This window comes from Alkalihalobacillus phoenicis (genome assembly GCF_047302405.1).
GTDB lineage: Bacteria > Bacillota > Bacilli > Bacillales > Bacillaceae_D > Alkalihalobacillus.
In genome coordinates this window covers 131,830-155,932 of the sequence record NZ_CP154853.1, presented here as the reverse complement: position 1 = coordinate 155,932, position 24,103 = coordinate 131,830, and the positions used below count along the sequence as shown (strand labels likewise).

The following is a 24,103-nucleotide window of genomic DNA, read 5'->3' as shown; positions in this document are numbered from 1 at the left end:
TCTTTTTTGGACAGCCTCATTCAACATATCATTTTAGTTATTTTCTTAACGTTTTTAAAGCTCCACTCCAAGCAATTGTCTGATCAAGCATAGCATTCACATTATCAAGGTGTAAGTCTGCTGGTTTAAACGTCGTATAGTTTTCAAAATCAGTAAACAAAGAGAGCGTCGGATGAACACGAACATCAGCAATCATGAGTTCGCCCATAATTCCACGTAAATGTTCCGCTGCACGAGCTCCACCAGTTGAACCGTAACTGACAATACCTGCCGCTTTGTTGTTCCAAGCTTCTCGAGCAAAATCAAGGGCATTTTTTAACGCTCCTGTAATGCTATGATTGTATTCTTGGACAATAAAAACAAAACCATCTAATTCAGCAAGCTTTTCATTCCAAGAGGCAATTCCTGGTTCTTTTCCATCTGTTGTTCCTAAAAACGGTAATTGGAAATCGGCAATATCCACCACTTCATAGTTAGCATCTCCGCGTTTATCGGCAATTTCTTTCACCCATGCTCCAACTTGTGGACTTACTCTTCCTTCTCGTGTACTTCCTAAGATAATTCCAATGTTTAATTTTTCGTTTGCCATTTTATTTTTCCTCCTAATTTGTTGTCTCATTATATTTTTCACTCAAAATTACCTATCCCACGAACCTTTTCACTTGATAGCATTTCCAATTATTCAAAATCAATAAGTAAATGAAGATAACGACATTGAGGCTTGTTTCTCTTTCACTCCTTTTATGATAAATTTATCTCTCTCTATAGAATAAACGAAAAAAAGAATATGGAAAGTAGGCACAATAAAGTATTATAGTATCCAAAATGATACCTAATGCTTCAACAAGCTAGAGCAGAATTCGCACCGTAATCCTCCTCAGCTCAGATTTTCATTACCTATTCACTACTATTCGCACCCTATTCCCCCATATCTCAAATTTTCATTACCTATTCCACCTTTTACACACACTCAGCCAAAATAAAAAAGCACACTCATCCCTGCCAAATTGGCAGAGATGAGCACACTTTTTTCGTCGCTTATTTAACATCGCTAGGCTATTCCATTTTTATTTACCTGTTTCTGCAAAATGTTGGATTCGTGCACCAATCTCGTCACGAACACGTTGGAAAAAGGCCCATTTTTCCTCGTCCGTTCCTTCCGCTTTCGCTGGGTCATCGAATCCCCAGTGAGCGCGTTTGATGTGAGGTGGTGTCATCGGACATTTATCTGCTGCATCGCCACATAATGTTACAACAAAGTCAGCATGATTTAAAATTTCTCGGTCAATAATATCTGATGTCTGATTAGAAATGTCAATGTCCACTTCTTTCATCGCTTTTATTGCATTTGGATTTAAACCATGTGCTTCAATTCCTGCACTATATACATTCCACTCACTCGCCAAAAATTGTTTCGCAAAGCCTTCCGCCATTTGGCTGCGGCAAGAGTTTCCCGTACAAAGAAAATAAATCGTTTTTTTAGACATAATCATTACTCCTTTTTTCTAATAAATCACTAATAACCAAACATATAAACCGAGAAGAGTCATAAACAAGACGGGTAGTGTAATCACAATTCCTGTTTTAAAATAGGTTCCCCACGATATTTTTACTCCTTTTTGCGATAAAACATGCAGCCATAATAATGTAGCTAATGAGCCGATTGGTGTAATCTTCGGTCCTAAATCTGCTCCAATGATATTGGCATAAATCAACGCTTCTCTCGTTAGCCCCGTTGTATCGGTTCCCGCAATCGCCATCGCATTAATTAACACAGTAGGCATATTATTCATCACGGATGAAAGGATTGCCGCAATAAAACCCATCCCCACCGTTGCCACAAACAGCCCTTGGTCTGCTACCATTTGAATCACATCTGATAACAGATCGGTTAAACCAACGTTTCGTAAGCCATAGACAACAACGTACATTCCAATCGAGAAAAAGACGATATTCCATGGTGCTCCTTTTAGAACCGTCCTTGTTTTGACAGCTGGACTTTTTCTTGCAATCATTAAAAAGACAAAAGCAATGATTCCCGCAACGATTGAGACAGGAATTCGAACAAATTCACTCACTAAATAACCAACGAGAAGAACTCCTAAAACGAGCCATGAAAGTCGAAACATCTTTTTGTCTTTAATCGCCTGAACAGGTTCTTTTAATTGTGCATAATCATATCGTTTCGGAATGCTTTTTCTAAAATAAAGGAAAAGAACAAGAATACTTGAAACAAGGGCAAAAAAGTTAGGAACAATCATTCGAGTCGCATATTCGACAAAACCTATTCCAAAATAGTCTGCCGAAACGATATTTACTAAATTACTCACAACAAGCGGGAGTGAAGTCGTATCCGCAATAAATCCACTTGCGATAATAAAGGGGAAAACCATTTTTTCATTAAAGTTCAAGGAACGGACCATCGCCAATACGATCGGTGTTAAAATTAACGCTGCACCGTCATTAGCAAAAAAAGCGGCCACGATTGAACCTAACAAACACACATAAATAAACATAAGAATGGCGTTCCCTTTTGCTACCCTTGCCATATGTAAGGCTGACCATTCAAAAAATCCAATCTCATCTAAAATCAAGGAAATAATAATGACGGCAATAAAGGTTAACGTCGCATTCCAAACAATGCCCGTAACGTCAACTACATCTGAAAAGCTAACCACTCCAAGTAAAAGAGCCACAATCGCCCCTCCACAAGCCGACCAACCAATATTTAAATTCTTCGGTTGCCATATTACGAAGATAAGCGTCACGATAAAAATAGCGGACGCTAAAAAAACAGAAGTCAAACTTTATTCCTCCCTTAACATTCTACTGGCCGTTCTTTCGAAAGGGCTCGCTTTAGCTCCTCATTATCTGAACGAATACGACCAATAACATCTTTAATAAGAGGAAAATGTAAGGATGATTTATTCAAAGAATAGAAACGCCATTGCCCTCTACGTTCTTCATTTATAAGCCCAGCTTGCTTAAGCTTTCGTAAATGTTGGCTGATAGCCGGTTGACTCATTTCAAGCATATCAACCAATTGACAAACACAATAAGTACGTCTCTCCACAAGCTTAACGATTAATAATCGTGTTGGATCACTCATTAACTTTAAACAATTTGTCACATCATCAATAGAATGTGTATCTTTTTCACTCATGCATACACTCCCCTTTCACGTTTCATTATATTATCATTTACTTATATAAGCAAACACTAATATAATGAGCAATTCTACTTTTTTGAGAACCGCCTTGTTCCCCGAAAGAAAAAATCCTTCATTATGAACTGGTCAGCTCCTAATCGGACTAAACCCCCTAATAAAGGATTAAAAAATATAGTTAAGATGCCAAACAGAACATGCCTTAAAACTCTCGATTTAAACATCTTGCCAATGAGTGGAATTTTCAAATAAGTCTTTATTTATATGCTCTAAATGAGTTTGATTTAAAGCGAAAATAATGCCTTCTGTTATACTTGTCCTCTGAAAAATAACCTCAGAAATGGAATAAGCTTGAATGATTGATAAAAGAGGTAATATTCCTCCTTTAAAAAAGGGAACTCTTCTTTTAGGTAATCCTTTGAGTTCTGAAAGTTGTTCTTCATCGTAAGCTACATATTCTTGTAATTTTTGCTGTAAATCATTTGCTGGAATGGTAGCTTGTCGGTCTAGTTTAAATATACTTTTCAAAAAATGGTGCGAGCCGCCAATAGTGATTAAATACGTTGGAAATTCAACTAGATTTATTTCTCTTCTTTCTACTTGTAATTGTCGGGAAAAGCTCTGAACAAACCACTGCCAAGATTCTCTTGACTTATCAGCTTCCTGAAAGAAACGATCACTTAGTGTAATCGCACCATAAGGAAAGCTCTTAAAGTGGATAGCTTCTTGATTTGACACTATTGTTAGTTCCGAACTCGCTCCACCTGTATCTAAAATAAGGCCATGTTCAAGTTTGTTTTTTCCAGTTTGAACTCCTAAATACCCTAAAAATGCTTCTAAATTACCTGAAAGAATATGAATTTTATAATGAAATTGCTCGTCTATTTTTCTTTTTAAAACCTCTCTATTTTTGGCCAATCTGACAACACCTGTTGCAAAAACAAAGGTGCCTTTACACCGATAAGCTTCCTGAACCTTTTTAAATTGAGAAAGTGCCCAGAGCACTTTCTTAATAGACGTTTTTTGTAATTCAAACGTATTTACTAATTTTTTCGCTAAATGAATTTGAACTTTTTTCGTTGTTACCAATATAAACGCATAATTATGATACTTGCATATCGTACATTTTATAGAATGAGAACCGATTTCAATGATCGCGTAATAAGACAACTTATCGTCACACCAACCTTATCCTATGTTCTTATATCTCTCATTAAATGACTTTTTTACGAATCCATTGTGACACCTGTTCAACAAAAATGACGACAAGTAATATAAGAATAATGATCATTAGTGCCTCATCAAACCTTCTCAAAGTCATAGAAGTTGATAATTCTACTCCAATTCCACCTGCTCCAACTAACCCGAGAACAACAGCCGAACGAATCGCTTTTTCAATACTAAATAAGCTCGTCCCCACAAATGAAGCAAAACCAATTGGCAATATAGCACCAGACATCACGCCTATTTTGGAAGCACCTGTTGACGCTAATGCCTCAGATGGTCCTTTGTCAATTTCTTCAATTCGCTCTGAGAAAAAACGAGCACAAAATCCAATTGTATCGAACATAATCGTTAAAATTCCAGCTAGAGGACCAAGCCCTAAAGAAATAACAAAGATTAACGCCCATACTAAATCAGGAATGGTGCGCAGTGTTGAGACGATTCCTTTCGTAACATAACTAATAATAGGATGTGGAGTCGTATTTCTTGAAGCTAATAAGGCAACAGGTAAACTTATAACCACTCCAAACACGGTCCCTACTAAGGCAATTTGAAAAGTTTCATACATGGCGATAGAAATAGTGCTAAGCCTTGTCGGATCAGGTGGAAAGGCACTTGTAATAAAATGAGCCATGTTAGAAAACCCGCGAGCTAACCGTTCAATTGAAACCCCACCATGCTGCATCCCCATCACAAATAAAGCAATGAAAATTACCCAGCCAATCCAAGCTAAAAGAGAAGGTCGCTTAAACCTTGGTGGCATATTGTTTTGCCAAGAGCTTGTTGATTGACTCATGAAACCTCTTCCTCCCTTTTATCAAGCTCTTCTAAATCATATAACCGAGACAAACTGTGACGCTCGATTTGAGAGACAGGAAAATCTAACACTTTCTCCCCCTGTTTTAAAGCAATCACTCGATCCCCAAATTCTAAGGCAATGTCAATATGATGAAGAATAGAGATAACGGTCATTCCATTGCTTTCAGTAACTTCCTTCAATAGGGCCATAATTTCTTTTCCTGCTTTCGGATCTAAACTAGCAATAGGCTCATCTGCAAGAACGATTGATGGTTTTTGCATTAACATACGTGCTATCGCCACTCGCTGTTTTTGTCCTCCAGATAATTCATCTGCCCGACGATTGGCTAATTCGGACAGCCCTACTTGTTCTAGGCATTTCATTGCTTCCATTCTTATCTCAGAAGAAGCAAATGGAGCAAAAACTTGTGGATAAAAGGCTACTCTTCCCATTGCACCGAACAAAACATTTTGAAACACAGATAGATTATAAACAAGATTAAAATGTTGAAACACCACTCCTATCTGCCTGCGATATTTACGTAACTTCCTCCGACTTAAATTAGTCATATCAGTCCCATTCACGAGAACATTTCCTGTTGTTGGTTTTTCAAATTGGCTAATACAACGAAAAAGACTAGATTTCCCTGAACCATTATGACCTAAGAGAACCACTTTTTCTCCTTGTTTAATTTCAAAATGAACATCTTTTAAAGCTTCAACACCATTCGAATAGGTTTTTGATAAATGGTTTACCTGAATGATTGGTGTGGTCATTATTCTAACTCCATTCCTAGTACACGATAGGCTTCACGCATCGAATCATAATCTGCATCATCAGCATCAACAAACTTCGCTTCTAAATATTTATCGTTTTCACCTGTTTCTAAAATACTTGCAAGAATAGTACCTTGGTTCTCTAGAATTGCACTCGTTAACTCCTCTAAAAATTCCTTAGGCAAAGCTGGAGAAGCAACAAAGACATCATTTGGGAGAGGTGGTCCTTCTACTAATAACCGATATTTCCCCTCTCCATCTTCTTCAACCATTTGCTCATAATCTTTAATACCTGTCGCTAATACATCAACATCACGGTTTTTAAATGCTTCGATTCTTGCACCATCCAGTAATTGAATATTGACATCTCGATCTAAATCAAATCCGGCTTCAATTAAAATTTGGCTCGGTCCTATATGACCACTTGTTGAGCCCGCATCTTTCATCGCAACTTTTGTACCTTTAATATCTTCAAGTGTTTGATATTCACTATCTTCATGAACAATGATGGCCGCATGATAATCAGCACGTTCAATCCCTACAATTGGTTCAGCTCCTGGAACAACCGATTTTATTTGAGCATATTCTGAAGGTCCTGCCAGTAAAATATCAACTTGCTCATACTCTAGGGCAGTCGCACCAATCACTCGATCATTCACAGCAAAAAATTCAACTTCAATGTCCAATACTTCTTCAAGTGCATCTTTAAATGGACCAAATTCCCTTTGTAATTCTTCTAAACCTTCTAATCCAGTATCAGCAAAACGGATTTTTTCTGGCCAATTTTGTTCTTCTGCCCCTTCATCACTATCCGCTGCTGTCTGCTCTACCTCATTTGTACTAGCATTACAAGCCATTAACAGCAATGTAAAACTAAAAAAAATTGCAAAAATAACCTTCTTCATATCAACCACTCCCATTCTCTTTAATTCACTATTAATAGTACAGAACGAATGTTGATAGATTATGAAGAATCTTTTAGCGTTTTATTTAATTTGTAAAAATATTATTAATTGCCAGATATATTAACCTGTGTTTCATAAATAGTTGAACAAGGGTGCTCAAAAATCTCGAGACACTCGTTGCTAGTGCATCTCCAGCAAGAACACAAATAGCAGAAACGTCGATACTTACCAGTACAAGTCAGATCGGGTCCTATCCATAGCAGTTCAAAGCAATTGCTGCACTTAAATTAAAAAGGTCTCGACATTTTTGTCGAAACCTTTTTAGAACAAACTAAGCATAAACTATCCATAATGATGCCTTTTTGTATAGTTTATCTTTTAAATCCACCTTCAGAATGAATAATCTGACCTGTAATCCAATCCGCTTCATCACTCACTAGAAATTTAATAGATTTCGCAACATCTTTTGGTTCACCTATTCTACCAAAAGGAAACATTGATTTTAATTGCGTTTTTATCTCCTCTGACATCCAGCCAGTATCAGTTGGACCTGGATTTATAGCATTGACTGTTATCCCCAACGGAGCAAGTTCAGCCGACAATGTAATCGTTAGTGCATCAACAGCTCCTTTTGTTGTTGCATATGCCAACTCACCAGGCATCGGTCCTTGGAACTGACCGGATGTAATATTGACTATTCTACCACCAGATTTCTTATCAAACCTCTGAGCAAATTTACTACTTAACAGTGTTGTAGCACGCACATTTACCTTGTAATGTTTATCTAATACTTCTGCAGTCAAAGTAGAGAAATTGTTATTAGTTGAGTATGCTGCGTTATTAATAAGGAAATCAGGAGAACCAAGTTGTTCGTATACTGTATTTAGAAGTTTTTCAGGTGCATCATATTGAGTTAAGTCCAACTCCATACATGATACCTTTACCCCTCTTTTTATTAATTCTTCTTTTAGTTCCAATGGCTCATCTAATTTAATACTCCAAGGCATTTCTTTATCATATTCCGTCCAATAAGTAAAAAAGATATGATAACCCGCATCTGCCAACTCTTTACAAATTGCAGCTCCAATCCCTTTTAACCGGCTTACACCCGTAACGATGGCAATTTTCCCTTTTAATTGATTCATTAAATATTCCTCCAATTGAAGGATGCATAAACTAGGACAACAGGAGATATAATTTTCCCCACTAAAAAGACTTAAAATATGGACATCTTCTAAAAAGGGATGTTGCAACCAAAATATGCAGTCCTTGAATGATTATAGATAGTCCAAATAACTCTCATTTCTTTAAAATTACTTGGAACGGATAATTTAGCTTGAGTATCATTAAACTAACTTATCCGGTGTTAACTTTCCAACAATACCAACTGGATTAAGATGAGCTTCTTTTCTTATCCATTAAATAATTTAACTAACTATCTTTCAAACTTAATTTAAATGTCAGATTTTCAAAGTTACTTACACTAAATCCCGAATTACACTTATAAATATAAGCATTATCAACTTCTGTAACTTTCATTCCTGACAAATATTCATGAAATCCAATTGTTCGTTCCTCTTCCCAAACGTTGAATACTTTAAAAAATCCTTTAGAACAAATAATATCTCTTTCAGTCGCACCATCGCTGTTCCAAATTATAATACTTTTACATATGGTTTTCTCCTCTAAAATTAACCCATTCTCTGAAACTAAAGCTATGCCTTGCTTTCTCGCTGCATAAGATTCTATAATTTTTTTAAATGCTTGCTCTGTAATATAGTTAAGAAAAAAACCAAAAATTGTAGGAACATCCATCTATGTTCTCGCATTAATCTACTACCCCACTATTAAAGAACTTCATCATTTCATTAAAACAATACTCTTGTGCTTCCAGACTATACTTACTTGAATACCTATCTGCAAAACCATGATCTTCATTTAAAAGATGAGTTCTTGTATTCTTTTTTTTGTTTAATACTCGTATTACATCTTTCGTATTAAAAGAATTTTCCTTTTCAGAAAAAAATAATAATACATCACATTTCGGATTGAGAGCTAGGTAGTTACGAATTCTAGAACCATAAAAACCTACTATTCCCTTAACATTATTAATGTCACTACTACATCTCCATGCAATAGTCGCCCCAATACTAAAACCTACTATATAAACACTTCCATGTAATTTACTTTTATTAGTTATATAATTCCTTATAAAGCCTGTTGCTTTATCAAAACCAACATTATTTATGAAATAATCATAGGCTTGTTTCTCATCATCATATTTAAAAGTCAGCGAGTCTTGATATAAATTAGGGCAATATACGACATACCCTTCACTTTCAAAGTAACTTTTCAAATCAGTGATATGACTATTTACTCCATATATTTCATGTAAAATAATTATAGATTTCCCCAATAATACACCCCCTTTCTAAAAGGATAGAGTTAGTAATAACTACCTCTATCCTCAATTAGAAATTTGTTAGTCGACTCTTACTTTCATATGTGAAATTCCAGTAAAAGTGGGATTACTAGTCCATACTATTTTGGAAAACTAATATTTAAAAATTTAAGAGAGAGTCCACCCTATCAAAAAACGTTACGCCTCCTTCAAACCTATCCTTACAATCATATAAAGTAGAATAAATCAAGGGTATTGACCCCTTAATTATGTCCTAACAATGCAACATGAGTGCAGCACTTTTTGGATAAATTGCCGGATTTTAAATAAAAAACCTAAAACGCTTATATGCTAAAAGTATCAGTTTTTTATGATTTAAAGTATAAGCTTTCCATACCTTGATTCAGAAAGATCTTTATAAAACATATTTCAGATTTTTGTTGAGTAACTTTTCTATTTTTTACTGTTAAACATACTATCTAATTTAGGTAAAATTGATTTTAATTCGATTAAATTATCAATCACAATATCAGCCTGAGCAAGTTCCTCTTCTCGTGCAAAGTCAAAATTACAACCTATAGATACCAAACCGTTATCTTTAGCTGCAAGTATGTCTGATAAGCGCTCTCCTACTACTACCGCATTGGTAATATCATATTTATTTACAATAACATTAACTAAATCTGATTTATTTAAAGAATCAATTTGTTGAATACTAAAGATTTCTGTAATCCAACTATTTAAATTATAATAACTTACAATAGCATTTAAATATTCAGTTAAGCCGTTACTAGCTATATATATGGAATAATCATTTTCCTTTATGTAACTAAAAATTTCATTTACGTTAGGGTATAAGGCACCTTTTCCACCTCTTATATTTTCAATTAATCTTTTCAAAAAGTAAGCATCTGTTTGTTTTCTTTCTTCTTCTGAACGATTCGACAACAAGGTCTCCCATACTTTTGGTAAAGGTACACCCATAATTTCTCTATATTTTTCTATAGGTGTTTCTTGATCCCATTTACCTAATAATCGCAAACGATTAAAAGCATCTTCTAATGATATTTCTAATATTTTATTTGTTTGAAATAGTGTTCCATCCATGTCAAAAATTAGAGCTCGTGTCATTAACCTCATCTCCTTATTTATATAGCCGATATCCTACCCAAACAAGCATACTTTAAAAAGCATACATCTTATCTGTTCCATCTATAGGCTGGTTAAAAACAAAAATAGAAACAACTTCATCGTTCTCTATGTCTATATCTGTAAAAATTTTAACGTATTTTCCGCCGACGACTTCCTCCAACTCGTTCGGAGGAAGTTCATTAAATTGTTCTGTCATCATCAAGGTCCGAGCTTTTCGTATCGTATCATACCCCTTATCAGTTTGAGCTATAAATAGTTCGACAGATGTTAGACATCCGCTCATCTGAGTAATTGCCCAATTTCTTGAAAAATTCACTTTAATAATTTGAGGTCCTTTTCCATATCTATCCTTTTGATAAGAACGAACAAGTTTGGAGAATTTCTGTTCTAAATTTGCTATCATTTCGCTCATTTAAATTCACCTTCAATTATAATTAGTTATATCTAGTTATATCTAGTTATAATTATATATAATTTCAAATGAATAATCTACACAATTACATGTACACAGTGTCTCCTCGTTATCTAATATTTAGGATTTTTACTTTTAGAACAGCTCTATATAGCACATGCCAAACATAATTCAGTGTTCGTTTCCATATACAAAAAAAATACCATAGCATCAATGTCTGTGGTATTCCAAAATTTTTTACTTTATATTTTATTAATCTCCGTATTTCTAAACAGTTGAAGCATAACCCTGCCAAAACGGCAAAATTATGCTTCAAGTCACATTCACCAAGATTCTCTCGGTTCTAAAAAATGGAGACGGTGGGAGTCGAACCCACGTCCAAACATAACGACACTTACGCTTCTACGAGTGTAGTTGCTGTATTAGCGATTCGCCAGTACGGCGGCCCAACAACAGGCTTTCGTATGGCTAGTTTGATTATTCTCTTCCTTCGCCCTCAAACGGCGGGCAGCCGGCGTATCCCACTAAAGTGAGTCTCGATCCCTACCACATGGGCGATGGAGGGTGAGACCGCGTAGTGCTATTAGGCAGCTACAGCGAAGTTATTGTTAGTTTTGCCAGTTATTGGCTTTGGCGTTTTAACGAGGCCGACCCCCTCGACTCGCCACGTAAGCACGACCTATGCCTGTCGAATCCGTAACGTCCCCTCGTTATAAAAGGAAATCCAGAGTAATGTGCTCTGGAATTAATATTATAGCATGGCTGAAAGAGAATGCAAATGGAAAAATTATCCTTTTTGTCGTTCTCTTAAAGCACGCTCCACTTCTCGTTTTGCATCTTTCCGTTTTAACGTCTCTCGCTTATCAAAATTCTTTTTACCCTTTGCTAAGCCGATTAAAACTTTTGCATAGCCATTTTTGATATAAACCTTTAAAGGGACAATTGAATATCCTTGCTGCTTTGTTGACCCGATCAACATATCAATTTGTTTTTTCTTAAGTAATAATTTTCGGGCGCGAACCGGGTCATGGTTATAACGATTCCCTTGTTCATACTCAGAAATATGAGCATTATGCAAAAAAACTTCTCCATTAGAAACACGAGCAAACGAATCCTTTAAATTCATACGCCCAGCACGAATTGATTTAATTTCAGTGCCTTGTAAAACCATCCCTGCTTCAAATGTTTCTTCAATAAAATAATCATGATTTGCTTTTTTATTTTGTGCAATTATTTTGCTTTCATGTTTTGCCATTTCACGACACCTCGTGTTCTGATTCGTTCTCTTATCATAGCAACCAAGTGCAAAACCGTCAATTTATCTCTATTATAAATGTCAAAGGATAGCCAAATTCGTTCTGGGTGGTGGGGTTAGTTGGCTTTTTTACATTAACCCCTCCCAATTACGTTGGGCAGCGTACCTCATAAGTCCGAAACCAGCTATTTTCAGGTGCAAAGAGCATCAAAAAGCGTCCATGTGATGCCGGTAGCATCCCATTTTAGCTACTAAAGCAATCATTGACCCCTTTGATTCCCGAAGACATCCCTTTTTCTCGGCTAAAGCAATCATTGACCCCTTTTGATTCCCAAAGACATTCCATTTTCGCTGCTAACGCCATCATTGACCTCTTTTGATTCCCGAAGACATCCCTTTTTCTCGGCTAACGCTATCATTGACCTCTTTCGATTCCCGAAGTCATTCTATTTACACTGCTAAGGCCATCATTGACCCCTTTGATTCCCGAAGACATCCCTTTTCGCTGCTAACGCCATCATTGACCTCTTTTGATTCCCGAGGTCATTCTATTTACACTGCTAAGGCAATCATTAGCCTCCTTTGATTCCCGATGACATTCTTTTTACGCCGCTAGGGCAATCATTGGCCTCCTTTGATTCCCGATGACATCCCCTTTTCGCTGCTAAGGCAATCATTAGCCTCCTTTGATTCCCGAAGGCCTCCCCTTTTCTCTGCTAACGCCATCACCCTCCTCTTTTGATTCCTAAAGACATCCCCTTTTCGCTGCTAACGCCATTATTCTCCTCTTTTAATTCCCAAAGACTGCTTTTTAAAACCAATTCGGCCCCGCTGTTTTCAAGCAGCGAGGCAATAAATTTTATTTTTTCTTTTTACGGCCTTTTTTGCGTTTAACGGCTGGGGCATTTTCATAATATGCTTTTTTCTTTTTCTTTTTACGACCGCCGCTTCCATTTGGTTTATCGCCTAGGGAAAGTCCACCTTTACTTTTCTCACCTTGGCCATTTCCACCTTTTGAATCTCCTTGAGCTTGAGCACGTCCACCACCTTGACGTTTTTTCCTTTTTCCGCCTTCAATGACAGTTGGACGACTTGGACGTTCGCGACGTTTTCTCGGCTTCATTCCAACGACTTCAAAATCAATCGAGGCTTCTTCCACATTGACGTTCACAACACGCACTTCGATTTCATCACCGATTCGGAAAACTTGCCCACTCCGCTCCCCAATCATCGCATATTGCTTTTCGTCATAGTGATAATAGTCATCGGTTAAATAACTAACATGGACTAATCCTTCAATCGTATTTTCAAGCTCAACGAACAATCCAAAATTGGTCACACCTGAAATCATCCCTGTAAAAATTTCACCAATTTTATCTTCCATAAATTGAGCTTTTTTTACACTGTCTGTATCCCGTTCTGCGTCGACCGCTCTTCTTTCCATTTCAGAAGAATGGCGTGTTAATTCAGGCAATTTTTCTGCCCAATGACTTTGCGTTTCTTGATCAACATTTCCTCTAATTGAGTAGGTTCGTATTAAACGGTGCACAAGCAAATCCGGATAACGACGGATTGGTGATGTAAAATGCGTATAGAAATCCGTTGACAAACCGAAGTGACCTAAGCTGGTCGTATCGTACTTTGCTTGCTTCATCGAGCGTAGCATCACGGTGCTAATGACCGTTTCTTCTGGTTCTCCGCGAACTTCATCTAATAGTTTTTGTAAGGCTCTTGGATGAACCGTATTGGCATTTCCGCGAACCACGTAGCCAAAGTTCGTAATAAACTCTAGAAATTTATTTAATTTCTCTGCATCTGGGTCTTCATGAATCCGATAAACAAACGGTAGCTTCAACCAGTGGAAATGCTCTGCAACCGTTTCATTCGCCGCAAGCATAAACTCCTCAATGAGCTTTTCTGCTACAGAACGTTCACGTAATACAACCTCTTTCGCTTTCCCTTCTTCATCTACAAGAACTTTTGCTTCTTTAAAATCAAAATCAATCGCACCACGGTCAAAACGTTTTGTCCGCAACGTTTGAGCAAGCTTTTCCATCTCTTTAAATAGTGGAACTAGCTGTTCATATTTTTCTTTTACCTCAGCATCATCATCGACTAAAATTTTATTAACATCGGAATAAGTCATTCTTTCCGTTGTTTTAATAACACTTTGGAAAATTTCATGCTTCACAACTTCACCAGATGAATTAATCTCCATTTCACATGAAAGCGTTAGGCGATCAACTTTCGGATTCAAACTACAAATCCCATTAGATAGTCGATGCGGAATCATTGGAATCACTCGATCAACTAAATAAACACTTGTTGCTCGATCAGCCGCTTCTTTATCAATTGGTGAACCTTCTGTGACATAATGGGAAACATCAGCGATATGGACCCCTAATAAATAGTTGCCATTCTCAAGCTTTTTCACATGGACCGCATCATCCAAGTCTTTCGCGTCAGCCCCATCAATCGTCACAATTACTTCATCGCGTAAATCACGGCGACCTTCTAAATCTTGTTCATCAATTTGTTCTGGCACATTGTTGGCCTGTTCCATGACATCATCAGAAAATTCAAGAGGAATGCCATGTTTATAGATGATAGAAAGAATGTCCATGCCAGGGTCGTTTTTATGTCCTAATATGCGAACAACTTCCCCCTCAGCACTCATTCTTCCTTCAGGATATTTCACAATTTTTACGATGACTTTATGACCATCAACGGCCCCGTTTATTGCATTTTTAGGGATAAAAATATCATTTGCAATCCGTTTATCATCGGCCACAACAAAACCATAGGCTTTCTGATCAGAATAAGTACCAACGGCCTCTTGAACTCCACGCTCCAAAATCCGAATCACTTTTCCTTCTGGTCTCGCTCCAGATGACTCCTGATGTAACCGGACAAGAACGGTGTCTCCATTCATCGCACTCTTAAGGTCAGACTGGGATACATAGACATCCTTTTCTCCCTCAACTTCTGGGATAATAAAGGCAAAACCTTTGGCATGACCTTGAACTCTACCTCGAACAAGGTTCATTTTTTCAGGGACACCATATCGGTCACTTCTAGTCCGAACAATATGCCCCTTTGCCTCTAATTCATTTAATCCTTTAACAAATTCTTTAAACTCTTCACTACCTTCAATTTGAAAAGCTTCTTCTAGCTCCGTCACGGAAAGAGGCTTGTCCGCGTCTTCACGAAAGTAACGTAAAAGTTGCTGTATCTTTTCTTCATTCATTATTAATCTTCTCCTTTCGTATCATGCAGCTTCTAAGTCTCAATCTGTTCTCGGAATCGATTAAACTGTCCAATCTAGTTGTTCTAAAAATTGAAAAACATCCTCATGAAGCTGCTCTTTTTCTGGACCAATTGTAATCGAGTGTCCAGATTTCTCATACCATTTTAATTTTTTTTCATCTGACTCAATTTGATCATGAATGACATCCGCACTCATTGGATCAATCATTTCATCTTTTCGTGCTTGCACAACAAATGTTGGTGTATAAATATGATCAAGATGCTCAGATACATCCGTCATTAAATCCCTTAATTCCTTTAGTGTATCAGTTGGAAGGTTTTTAAATTGAGTCATTTCTTCTTCAATTTCTTCATTCGTCTTCTTTTCTCGTTTCTTATATTCGGTAGCGTAAGTAAGAAGTCCTTTATAAATAGATTCCTCTGTTCTCGGTTTGACAGGTGCACACATTGGAATTATTCCCTTTACAGGTAAAGTGTAACCTATTTTTAAAGAGAATACCCCTCCTAATGACAAGCCACAAACCGCCATTTCTTCATAGCCTTCATTTTTTAGAAAATCATAACCTTCTTGAACCGATTTCCACCAATCCTCAGGTCCTGACTTCATTAACTCTTCAGGTGGTACTCCATGTCCTTCATAAAGTGGGGCATGACATGTATAGCCTTGACTATGTAAATAACGTCCGAGCATCCGGACATCAGCCGTCGTTCCGGTGAAACCGTGTAATAATAAAACAGCTCTATCACCTGCTTCAAATGTAAACGGCTTCGGTTTCACTAATCTCATTCTTGATCTTCCTTTCGTTCCTAGTCTATTTTCTGTTTCTATTTTATCATTGACTTGATTCGTTAGGGTATGCTCCCTTCGGAAAAGCTGACTTTGGTCGGTCTGGAAATTCCTTGTCTAAAAAATGCTCAACCGTTTGAATCAACTCAATTTGATCAAAATCGTGGCAAATCATATGCTTCGAATGTTTTAAAAATACAAGCGATTTGTTCTCAGAAGCTATGGTTTCAAACAAATAAGCGGCACTCTTCTTCGGAACAATTCCATCCATTTCACCTTGAACAATTAAAGTTGGCACTTTCACTTTTTTTAATTGAGGTTTAATTGCCTTAACCGCATTCATAAATTGCATCACCGCCACAATCGGAGTTTCCACAATTTTGGCTCGATATAATTGATAATGCTCATCTTTTTGCAGCTCTCCTCGTAATTGCAGTCGAATGACATCCTTTAACTCGAGTAACAATTGACTCGGATTCCAATAATAAGCGGCCGCACTTAACAACACAACTTTATCGATAGGGTACTTGGCTGCAATGTGACAAGCAAGCATTCCCCCCATTGAAAAACCAATCACATATACCTTTTCACAACGGTCGAGGAGCTCCTTGACCGCAATTTCAGCTGCTAAAATCCAATGAGCATACGTCACATCCCCTAATCGGCCGTTTGGTCCATGTCCAGGTAAAGTTGGCGTATACACAAGCCACCTTTTCTTTTCAAAAAGATATTTCGCTACCGGCTCAACCTCCCACGGCTCTCCCGTAAAACCATGTAAACAAAGACACCCGATCATATGCTCACCTCATTTGCATACCTTATGGAGTTATTTTACTTTAAAAATCATCATTTCACTCTTTATTCGCTTATACCCTTATTTAGGCGATTAAAATCAACTAAGGGAAAACTTTTATTCGCACCCTAATTTGCGGGTTTCCAGCTTTTCATTACCTATTCGCCATTCTCCACACCCATCCCTCAACGTCTTGCGGATCAAAAGAAAAAAACAGCAGGTGTATACCTACTGTTTTCATACGTCCATTTTATAAGAAATATGCAACGGTAATTGTTAGGGCGAAAAATAGAACGGCAAGTACTATTGTGGCTTTCATTAGCACTGCGTCAATTCCACGTGCTTTTTGTTTACCTAATAGTTGCTCGGCCCCACCAGAAATCGAACCTGACAATCCAGCACTACGACCCGATTGTAATAAAACAACAGCGATTAAAGCAATTGAAACAATAATTAATAAAACAAATGCGATTGATTCCATTTCTACACCTCCAGCACTGTATACACTACTTTTAATGTACCATAGCCTAACACGATAAGCAACGAGTTCTTAACAAAATAACTTACTATTCAAGAATACTTCCATCTTCAATTTGATATTTCACTCAAATGGTTTCGAGTCTTCAAACGCCTTTGCCACTCTTGCTACTCGCTCCCCTAAACGTGCCGCCATCGTTAATTCCTTTTGTACAGGCTCTCTCCCTCCATCAGGACCTGCCAATGTCGAAGCTCCATAGGAAGAACCACCGATCGGCTCATCCGTTAAATACTCTGGATTTTCCGTATAAGGTAAACCCATAAATATCATTCCAAGATGTAAAAGAGGGACTATCGAGCTTAATAACGTCGCTTCATGACCACCATGAATAGAACCTGCACTTGTAAATAAGGCTGTCGGCTTTCCTTCTAAATCACCTGTTGTACAAAACTGACCCGCTTCATCAAGAAAAGTTTTAACTCGCCCAGGCATTGATCCTAAATATGTAGGAAACCCCCAAATGATTCCGTCTGCATTCTTTAGATCTTCCATTGTCACAACTGGGATATGACTTTGCAATTCTTCATTTTCTTTATAGTCCTCTAACCGTTTGGCCAATTTAAAATGTGAGACTTTTTCCTCGTTCATCTGTTTTTGTTGGTTAACAGGTCGAAGTGATTCATCAACAAAATCAGGAATACGCACTACTCGAGCCTGCACCCCAGTGACACGATTCGCTCCCATCACTACCGCTTCACTCATTTTGGCAATATGTCCAAAGGCACTGTAATAGACGACCACAATTTCAGCCATAAAAACCTCCCTTTCCTCATTTTTACTTCAATAACTTTGTGTTTTACTTCCAATCTCAACTAGATTGATATTTTTTGACCATGGGTGCCTGTTCTAATTGACTATAATGAACAGAAGCCCATCCTCCGTTATGATAAACGGCTCTTGTTTCCGTCAATTCAGCAAATAATTGTTCCACAGAATGACTATCAAAAAGAACAAAACTTGCCCCATCACCTATATCAATGCCACTCTCTTTTTCACCAATTATACTTTTAGGAGTGAGTGTCACCATTTTTAATAGTTCAATTAAATCGTTTCTTCCTCCCAAATGAGCCGCATATCCAGTTAATTGAGCAATTTGTAGCATATCGGCTCGACCAAAAGGATGAAAAGGATCACATACATTATCCGAAGCTGTGGCCAATGGAATTCCAGCTGCTCTAATTTCATTGATTCTTGTAATCCCTCGTCTAATTAGGCCCTTATCCTCTCTCCCTTGTAAGTACATATTAGCGGCTGGTAACGTTACTGCCATTAAACGAGCTGTTTTCATTCGCTCCAAAACATGGTTAGCTTTCTCTTCATCCATAGCGGCTAAAGAGCATAAATGATCGACCACCACTCTTCCTTGTAGCTGATGTTTTATCGTCAATTCAGCGATTTTCAGGACGGTATCCACATTTGGCGAGTCGCTCTCATCCGTATGCAAATCAAGCGGCAGATCACTTTCTAAAGCAAACTGAAATAACTCTTCCACACATTCAAGCGGTTTTTCACTAAGATGCGGTGCCCCTCCAATGCCATCAATATCCATCATTAAAACTTTTTTTATACACTGACGATCAAGCTCATTATAAGGATGATAAGGGAGCATCGGAAAAACTTGAATATGAATCCAATCTTTTAACTCTTCTTTCACCTCTAGTGCCATCTTGACACCTCGAAAAGTCGTGGCTTGATCACTTCTTGTATGAAAATCAATATGCGTGCGAATCGTTGTCGTTCCATACTTTAATGCTGATAAAGCCGTCTTCCGTATACGAGCCTTGATTTGTGCGTCACTAAATGTTGGAGCTGCCTGCTTATAATTTTGCACCGCTTCAAGCAATGTACCACTTTGATTTCCGACATAAGGAAGTGAATGAGATTTATCTAAGTGCATATGAATATCAGCAAATGTTGGCAAGACGACTCTTCCGTTCAGATCATAATTAGCATTTGTTCGATCAATTTGCATTAAATCCTGGAAATCGAACGGCGTGCCTCCTTCTATTTTTTCTTCAGATGGGACAAGCTGCTTAATACGACCGTCTTCCACAACAAGCTCATAAAAAGTATTTGGTTTCAGTATAGGAATCAAAGCATTTTTTAAATGGACATTCATGGATACACACCTTCCTTTACTCATGATTGGATCATCTTATAAAAACCACGTCGTCTGTTCCGGTTCTGTTTGTGCTAGGACCTGACCTTTTAGTATCACATAACTAGGTTTAGGATGTTTTCTTAATAATTCATGAGCATTTTTTGCCGGACATATTAAAAAACTCGCCTCAGCACCTATTTTTAATCCGTAAGCATCCAACCTTAACACATGGGCAGCATTCGTTGTCATCATTTCAATGACCTGATTAAAATCGTCGCTTCCAGTCATTTGAGCTAAATGTAGGAGCATATGTCCTGCAAGTAACGGCGAACCGGTACCTAATGGATAAAAGGGGCTCATTAAATCATCGTGGGCTACTGCTACATTCACACTAGCTACAAGCAACTCCTTCACTCGTGTGATGCCTCTCCCTTTAGGCCACCCAGTATTTCTTGACATCATCACACTATTGATTAATGGACAAGTGACAACGTTTATCCTTGATTGACCAAGTAAATGTAATAACTTTTGCACGTATGGTTCATTATAATAAGCCATTGCATTAATATGACTAACTGTGACCTTCTCATACCATTCATATTCGATTGCCAAATCTGCTACGACCTCTAAATAACGGGACTCAGAATCATCGGTTTCATCGCAAAAGATGTGCACAAATCCATCTATTTCTTTAGCCATTTGGAAACAATGATGTAAGGATTCAATCCCTTTTTCCCGTGTTGCTTCTAAATGTGGTACGGCACTTATCCCATCTACTCCTAATAGAATCGCTTCCTTCATACGCTTATAACCTAAAGAACCTGAAGTTAAACCCAATTGTGGAAAAGCGATTATTTGTAAATGAAAATAAGGAGCAACTTCTTCTTGTAGTTGCTTAAGGGCCTCTAAGGCTATTAAACTTTTAGCTGTCACATCAACCATCGTTCTCATATATAAAACCCCATGACTAATCATGAGGTTAATCACCTGTTTCGCTCGTTCATAGACTTCCTTTGTTGTTAAATACTGTTCCTGATACTGTCCCCATAGTTTGATGCCATCGATTAATTCGCCAGTTGGATTCACAGCTGGTTTGCCATAAGTTAAGGCTGTATCCAAATGAATATGTGATTCAATAAAAGGTGGCAACACAAGCCTACCTTTGGCATCAATGACTCTCTTAGAATCTTCTTCTCCGACCGTTTTTTTTGAATCCATCTGTTCGATTTTCCCATTTTGCACAAATAGATGGACTCCTTTATCACCTTGCAACGTGCTTGCATTTTTTACGATTAAATCATACATATCTCTACACCTCTTGTTTTAGACCCGCCTTTAGTTTCCCTGGATTCAATAGATGGTACGGATCATTTTCTTGTTTAGCTAAACAAATATCAGAAATCCAATCATCTTTCCCTCCTTCTTCCAATAAATAAGTATGAGGATTGCTAATCTTAATACCGACTTCACGGAATTCTTTAATGATTTCATTTAATCTATCTTCCGATCTGAATTGTATGATAGGTTGAGAACTTGGAACCACTTGACCTTGGACCTTTATCCATTCAAAATGAATCCAGACTTCAGAAGGGTATTTTTCTTTTAGACCCTTTACCTGTTCCAAATAGCTTTCTCGGTTAAATCTTCCCTGTAAATAGGTAGCGGACGGCTCTTTTTTCATCCACCATAAGGTCACATGATTCCAACTAAAATCAGTAATTCTCGTCTTCTTTTCCACCATATCAGCATGAAAGTTTTTTATATAAGTTCCATTATAATCGTGAGCGATTTGAGCAATTTCGGCTTCATGGCCTTCTTCAATCAACAGAAGAACCGTTGTCGTTGATTCTGATATATACGAAGAAAAGGCTTTAAACGAAGTAGCTAGCGGTGCCTCGGAGACCGAGACAAGCCTTTTTGTAATTGTTGCATCAGTCGCAATCTCTTCTGAAAACGTTAAAGCGTCCTCTAATTTTTCAAAACAAATCAGTTGATTGGACCATTTTCTGAGTGGGGCTAAGGCTATTACGGCTTCTACAATGATGCCAGATACCCCATAGTTATGAATATATTTTTTTAGCTCTTCTCCTTTAATTGTTAATCGGCGCGGCTTTTCTTCCATCGTTAAAATTGATAATTCAATAACGTTACCTTCATCCCACAGCGTTCCATATTCGATTGAGCCAATGCCCCCTGTTCCTCCCGCAATAAAGCCACCCAAAGTAGACTTTATATATGTACTCGGAAAAAAGCGTAAGGAATAACCATAAGAAGCAAGCTCGTTTTCTAAATTCCCTAATTTAATTCCCGCCCCGAAACGTCCGATTCCATTGTTGATTTCCTTCATTTCATTTAATTCACTTGTATCGATTAAAATCCCTTTTTCTAAAGGAATAATTTGCCCATAATTCCCTGTCCCTCCCCCACGAGGAATAACCGCAATTTTATTTATTGCGGCAAAGGATAAGACTTTTGCTAATTCCTCTTCTGTTTTCGGTGTAACGACACAATCGGCGACATGGCCAGCTAATTGCTTTTTTAATACCGGGGAATACCAATAAAAATCTTGAGACATTCGCTCCACAAATTTAGGATTCGTTTTGACCCGTTCATAACCAACACACTTTTCAAGTGCTTTTATCCAAGCTTTTGAAACCTGCTCCATATTCCCATCCCCTTTCGTCTCGGTTAATGTCCCAAGTTCTTTGAGACTTGGCCCACTAACTGACTAAATTCTGCCGTACTACGGAAATCCTCATTTCGTTCATAATCAGGCACATCAAATTCATGACTAATTCTTCCAGGTCGTGCAGACATCACCGCGATTTTAGTTGAAAGAAAAACAGATTCAAAGACATTGTGCGTAATAAATAACACCGTCATATTCGTCTTTTTCCAAATCTTTAGTAATTCATAATGCAAGTTTTGCCTCGTGATTTCATCAAGTGCCCCAAACGGCTCATCCATTAATAAAAGCTTTGGTTTTGCCACTAACGCTCTCGCAATCGAGACCCGCATTTGCATCCCACCAGACAATTGACGTGGCAATGATTTTTCATACCCTTTTAAACCGACCAATTCTAGGACGTCTAAACCTTGCTTTTGTCTTTCCTTTTTTGAGACTCCTTTTAACTCTAATGGTAATGTGACATTATCTAAAACAGATTTCCAAGGTAATAGAGTTGCATGCTGAAAAACAAAACCAATTTCCGTTCGGTCTAAACTTTCTTTTTTAGACGTTTGTGTCGGCAACTCAACGGTTCCTGTTGTTGGTTCACTTAAACCAGCAATTATTTTAAAAATAGTTGATTTTCCACAGCCAGATGGACCAACAAATGAAATAAATTCCCCTTCTTTTACATCTAAATTCATATCGGTCAAAGCGACAATTTCTCCATTATAAACTTTGCTAACATTGGAAATCTTTAAAAGCGTTTTTCTTTCATTAACTGTTTCTGGTCGGATCACTTCTGCTGTTTTCATGACGATCACTCCTTAACATTTATTTCACTTCTGAAACAATTGGACTATTCTTTAGCACATCCATTTCAAAAGTACTGATCTTTTGTAGTGTTTTGGCTAATGGTTCACTAAGACGTGCAATCGTTTCGATTCCTTTATCTCGTGTTGCCAAAGTCGCATCTCCTGAGGTTCCACAATCTGAGACATCATCAGCTATCCAAGCAACTGAAGGGCTACCTTTAATATCAATCACAATCTCATCTTCTTGATAAGGCTGATACATATGGCTTTGGGCTATATCCATATGAACCCAATCTTCCTGCAAAGCTAATACAATCGACGTCTCCACATCACCGCCATGAATGCCATAGGTTAATTCTTTGTCTGTGTATAACCCATTTAAAACATCTTTATAATCCATTCCTGACATTTTAAACACCATTAACCCTGTTTGAATCCTTACTTCCCTTGCGATCATGTTAATTAAATCTAAGTTCCCCCCATGCGTATTAAACAGAACTAAACGTTTAAATCCACTTGCCTTTACACTTTCAGCTAAATCTAAAATCACACGTTGCAATGTTGTCGCGGAAAAAGTTAAGGTTCCAGGATGACCTAAATGCTCAGTGCTTTTGCCATACGGAAGTGGCGGTAACAGCCAAATATTGTCTTCTTTGTTTAAAAGCTCAAAAATGGCTTCTAACAATCCTTCTGCAATAAGTGTATCTGTATAAGTAGGGAGATGTGGACCATGCTGTTCAATTGCGGCAATCGGCAAAACAACAGCACCCTTGTCTTTCTCTAATGCAGCTACTTCATTAGTCGAAAGGCGTGGTAAGAAAAAATCTTGCCACGCCTTTCCGTTCTTTTCTGCTTTCAAAATATCGTCCTCCTCGTCATGTAAAGACTTTTATTAAGAAACAATTTGGTATATGTCTTCCTCAAGTGAATCGGGATCCCTCTCACGACAAAGTCGCTACTAGGTCTCCCTATTTCACTTATCGAGGCCACTAAAAAATGGTCTACTCGTTAAAAATGGTTACATTAATTAGCATACTCCGCCAG

24 protein-coding genes and 1 other RNA gene are annotated in these 24,103 nt (G+C 37.6%); all 25 read right to left on the bottom strand.

Annotation, left to right across the window (positions count from 1 at the left end):
- Positions 1-37: 37 nt before the first annotated feature.
- Positions 38-589 (bottom strand): NADPH-dependent FMN reductase, encoded by a 552-nt coding sequence (locus tag AA0017_RS00685; RefSeq protein WP_413378549.1) that lies wholly within the window; start codon positions 587-589, stop codon positions 38-40.
- A gap of 478 nt (positions 590-1,067) precedes the next feature.
- The gene (gene arsC / locus AA0017_RS00680; protein ID WP_413378547.1) at positions 1,068-1,487 is read right to left on the bottom strand and encodes an arsenate reductase (thioredoxin); all 420 of its coding nucleotides are present in this window, start codon (positions 1,485-1,487) and stop codon (positions 1,068-1,070) included.
- An 18-nt stretch (positions 1,488-1,505) separates the two neighbouring features.
- Positions 1,506-2,804: an arsenic transporter gene (locus AA0017_RS00675; protein WP_413378545.1), complete on the bottom strand. Its 1,299-nt coding sequence runs from the start codon at positions 2,802-2,804 to the stop codon at positions 1,506-1,508.
- Between the two features lie 14 nt (positions 2,805-2,818).
- Positions 2,819-3,163, bottom strand: coding sequence for an ArsR/SmtB family transcription factor (locus tag AA0017_RS00670; RefSeq protein WP_413378543.1), 345 nt, complete (start codon positions 3,161-3,163; stop codon positions 2,819-2,821).
- A 219-nt stretch (positions 3,164-3,382) separates the two neighbouring features.
- A complete protein-coding gene (locus AA0017_RS00665; RefSeq protein WP_413378541.1) occupies positions 3,383-4,336 on the bottom strand; it encodes a hypothetical protein in 954 nt (317 codons plus the stop codon).
- 43 nt (positions 4,337-4,379) lie between these two features.
- Positions 4,380-5,186, bottom strand: a complete 807-nt coding sequence (gene phnE, locus AA0017_RS00660) for a phosphonate ABC transporter, permease protein PhnE (RefSeq protein ID WP_413378539.1) — start codon at positions 5,184-5,186, stop codon at positions 4,380-4,382.
- Positions 5,183-5,965, bottom strand: a complete 783-nt coding sequence (phnC, locus tag AA0017_RS00655; protein ID WP_413378537.1) for a phosphonate ABC transporter ATP-binding protein — start codon at positions 5,963-5,965, stop codon at positions 5,183-5,185. Before phnC ends, phnE begins: the two co-directional genes overlap by 4 nt.
- Positions 5,965-6,870 (bottom strand): phosphate/phosphite/phosphonate ABC transporter substrate-binding protein, encoded by a 906-nt coding sequence (locus AA0017_RS00650; protein ID WP_413378535.1) that lies wholly within the window; start codon positions 6,868-6,870, stop codon positions 5,965-5,967. Before AA0017_RS00650 ends, phnC begins: the two co-directional genes overlap by 1 nt.
- A gap of 371 nt (positions 6,871-7,241) precedes the next feature.
- Complete coding sequence (locus AA0017_RS00645) at positions 7,242-8,015, bottom strand: SDR family oxidoreductase (protein WP_413378533.1); 774 nt, start codon at positions 8,013-8,015, stop codon at positions 7,242-7,244.
- Positions 8,016-8,301: 286 nt separating this feature from the next.
- Positions 8,302-8,685, bottom strand: a complete 384-nt coding sequence (locus AA0017_RS00640) for a hypothetical protein (RefSeq protein ID WP_413378532.1) — start codon at positions 8,683-8,685, stop codon at positions 8,302-8,304.
- A gap of 13 nt (positions 8,686-8,698) precedes the next feature.
- The gene (locus AA0017_RS00635; protein ID WP_413378530.1) at positions 8,699-9,286 is read right to left on the bottom strand and encodes a dienelactone hydrolase family protein; all 588 of its coding nucleotides are present in this window, start codon (positions 9,284-9,286) and stop codon (positions 8,699-8,701) included.
- Positions 9,287-9,724: 438 nt separating this feature from the next.
- Positions 9,725-10,402, bottom strand: coding sequence for an HAD hydrolase-like protein (locus AA0017_RS00630; protein WP_413378528.1), 678 nt, complete (start codon positions 10,400-10,402; stop codon positions 9,725-9,727).
- Between the two features lie 52 nt (positions 10,403-10,454).
- Positions 10,455-10,835, bottom strand: a complete 381-nt coding sequence (locus AA0017_RS00625) for a DUF2294 domain-containing protein (protein ID WP_413378526.1) — start codon at positions 10,833-10,835, stop codon at positions 10,455-10,457.
- A 348-nt stretch (positions 10,836-11,183) separates the two neighbouring features.
- Positions 11,184-11,542: a transfer-messenger RNA gene (gene ssrA / locus AA0017_RS00620) on the bottom strand.
- A gap of 80 nt (positions 11,543-11,622) precedes the next feature.
- A complete protein-coding gene (smpB, locus tag AA0017_RS00615; protein WP_413378524.1) occupies positions 11,623-12,090 on the bottom strand; it encodes an SsrA-binding protein SmpB in 468 nt (155 codons plus the stop codon).
- Positions 12,091-12,949: 859 nt separating this feature from the next.
- Positions 12,950-15,337 (bottom strand): ribonuclease R, encoded by a 2,388-nt coding sequence (gene rnr / locus AA0017_RS00610; RefSeq protein WP_413378522.1) that lies wholly within the window; start codon positions 15,335-15,337, stop codon positions 12,950-12,952.
- Between the two features lie 60 nt (positions 15,338-15,397).
- Positions 15,398-16,144, bottom strand: coding sequence for an alpha/beta hydrolase (locus tag AA0017_RS00605; RefSeq protein ID WP_413378520.1), 747 nt, complete (start codon positions 16,142-16,144; stop codon positions 15,398-15,400).
- Between the two features lie 46 nt (positions 16,145-16,190).
- On the bottom strand, positions 16,191-16,940 hold the full coding sequence (locus AA0017_RS00600; RefSeq protein WP_413378518.1) for an alpha/beta hydrolase: 750 nt from the start codon (positions 16,938-16,940) through the stop codon (positions 16,191-16,193).
- A 247-nt stretch (positions 16,941-17,187) separates the two neighbouring features.
- The gene (gene secG / locus AA0017_RS00595) at positions 17,188-17,418 is read right to left on the bottom strand and encodes a preprotein translocase subunit SecG (protein WP_003321176.1); all 231 of its coding nucleotides are present in this window, start codon (positions 17,416-17,418) and stop codon (positions 17,188-17,190) included.
- Positions 17,419-17,538: 120 nt separating this feature from the next.
- On the bottom strand, positions 17,539-18,228 hold the full coding sequence (wrbA, locus tag AA0017_RS00590; RefSeq protein WP_413378515.1) for an NAD(P)H:quinone oxidoreductase: 690 nt from the start codon (positions 18,226-18,228) through the stop codon (positions 17,539-17,541).
- Between the two features lie 55 nt (positions 18,229-18,283).
- A complete protein-coding gene (locus AA0017_RS00585) occupies positions 18,284-19,594 on the bottom strand; it encodes an amidohydrolase family protein (protein WP_413378513.1) in 1,311 nt (436 codons plus the stop codon).
- Positions 19,595-19,630: 36 nt separating this feature from the next.
- Positions 19,631-20,881 carry an amidohydrolase family protein gene (locus AA0017_RS00580; protein ID WP_413378512.1) on the bottom strand — a complete coding sequence of 417 codons (1,251 nt, stop codon included), beginning with the start codon at positions 20,879-20,881 and terminating at the stop codon, positions 19,631-19,633.
- A 4-nt stretch (positions 20,882-20,885) separates the two neighbouring features.
- Complete coding sequence (locus AA0017_RS00575; RefSeq protein ID WP_413378510.1) at positions 20,886-22,241, bottom strand: FAD-binding oxidoreductase; 1,356 nt, start codon at positions 22,239-22,241, stop codon at positions 20,886-20,888.
- 23 nt (positions 22,242-22,264) lie between these two features.
- Positions 22,265-23,059, bottom strand: a complete 795-nt coding sequence (locus AA0017_RS00570) for an ABC transporter ATP-binding protein (RefSeq protein ID WP_413378508.1) — start codon at positions 23,057-23,059, stop codon at positions 22,265-22,267.
- A gap of 19 nt (positions 23,060-23,078) precedes the next feature.
- Positions 23,079-23,918 carry a creatininase family protein gene (locus AA0017_RS00565; RefSeq protein ID WP_413378506.1) on the bottom strand — a complete coding sequence of 280 codons (840 nt, stop codon included), beginning with the start codon at positions 23,916-23,918 and terminating at the stop codon, positions 23,079-23,081.
- Positions 23,919-24,103 lie beyond the last annotated feature (185 nt).

What these genes read in the sequence shown, in the direction of transcription:
- AA0017_RS00685 (WP_413378549.1), bottom strand. Translation starts at nt 589, where the DNA reads ATGGCAAACGAAAAATTAAACATTGGAATTATCTTAGGAAGTACACGA.
- arsC (WP_413378547.1), bottom strand. Translation starts at nt 1,487, where the DNA reads ATGTCTAAAAAAACGATTTATTTTCTTTGTACGGGAAACTCTTGCCGC.
- AA0017_RS00670 (WP_413378543.1), bottom strand. Translation starts at nt 3,163, where the DNA reads ATGAGTGAAAAAGATACACATTCTATTGATGATGTGACAAATTGTTTA.
- phnE (WP_413378539.1), bottom strand. Translation starts at nt 5,186, where the DNA reads ATGAGTCAATCAACAAGCTCTTGGCAAAACAATATGCCACCAAGGTTT.
- phnC (WP_413378537.1), bottom strand. Translation starts at nt 5,965, where the DNA reads ATGACCACACCAATCATTCAGGTAAACCATTTATCAAAAACCTATTCG.
- AA0017_RS00650 (WP_413378535.1), bottom strand. Translation starts at nt 6,870, where the DNA reads ATGAAGAAGGTTATTTTTGCAATTTTTTTTAGTTTTACATTGCTGTTA.
- AA0017_RS00645 (WP_413378533.1), bottom strand. Translation starts at nt 8,015, where the DNA reads ATGAATCAATTAAAAGGGAAAATTGCCATCGTTACGGGTGTAAGCCGG.
- AA0017_RS00640 (WP_413378532.1), bottom strand. Translation starts at nt 8,685, where the DNA reads ATGGATGTTCCTACAATTTTTGGTTTTTTTCTTAACTATATTACAGAG.
- AA0017_RS00630 (WP_413378528.1), bottom strand. Translation starts at nt 10,402, where the DNA reads ATGACACGAGCTCTAATTTTTGACATGGATGGAACACTATTTCAAACA.
- AA0017_RS00625 (WP_413378526.1), bottom strand. Translation starts at nt 10,835, where the DNA reads ATGAGCGAAATGATAGCAAATTTAGAACAGAAATTCTCCAAACTTGTT.
- smpB (WP_413378524.1), bottom strand. Translation starts at nt 12,090, where the DNA reads ATGGCAAAACATGAAAGCAAAATAATTGCACAAAATAAAAAAGCAAAT.
- rnr (WP_413378522.1), bottom strand. Translation starts at nt 15,337, where the DNA reads ATGAATGAAGAAAAGATACAGCAACTTTTACGTTACTTTCGTGAAGAC.
- AA0017_RS00605 (WP_413378520.1), bottom strand. Translation starts at nt 16,144, where the DNA reads ATGAGATTAGTGAAACCGAAGCCGTTTACATTTGAAGCAGGTGATAGA.
- AA0017_RS00600 (WP_413378518.1), bottom strand. Translation starts at nt 16,940, where the DNA reads ATGATCGGGTGTCTTTGTTTACATGGTTTTACGGGAGAGCCGTGGGAG.
- secG (WP_003321176.1), bottom strand. Translation starts at nt 17,418, where the DNA reads ATGGAATCAATCGCATTTGTTTTATTAATTATTGTTTCAATTGCTTTA.
- wrbA (WP_413378515.1), bottom strand. Translation starts at nt 18,228, where the DNA reads ATGGCTGAAATTGTGGTCGTCTATTACAGTGCCTTTGGACATATTGCC.
- AA0017_RS00585 (WP_413378513.1), bottom strand. Translation starts at nt 19,594, where the DNA reads ATGAATGTCCATTTAAAAAATGCTTTGATTCCTATACTGAAACCAAAT.
- AA0017_RS00580 (WP_413378512.1), bottom strand. Translation starts at nt 20,881, where the DNA reads ATGTATGATTTAATCGTAAAAAATGCAAGCACGTTGCAAGGTGATAAA.
- AA0017_RS00575 (WP_413378510.1), bottom strand. Translation starts at nt 22,241, where the DNA reads ATGGAGCAGGTTTCAAAAGCTTGGATAAAAGCACTTGAAAAGTGTGTT.
- AA0017_RS00570 (WP_413378508.1), bottom strand. Translation starts at nt 23,059, where the DNA reads ATGAAAACAGCAGAAGTGATCCGACCAGAAACAGTTAATGAAAGAAAA.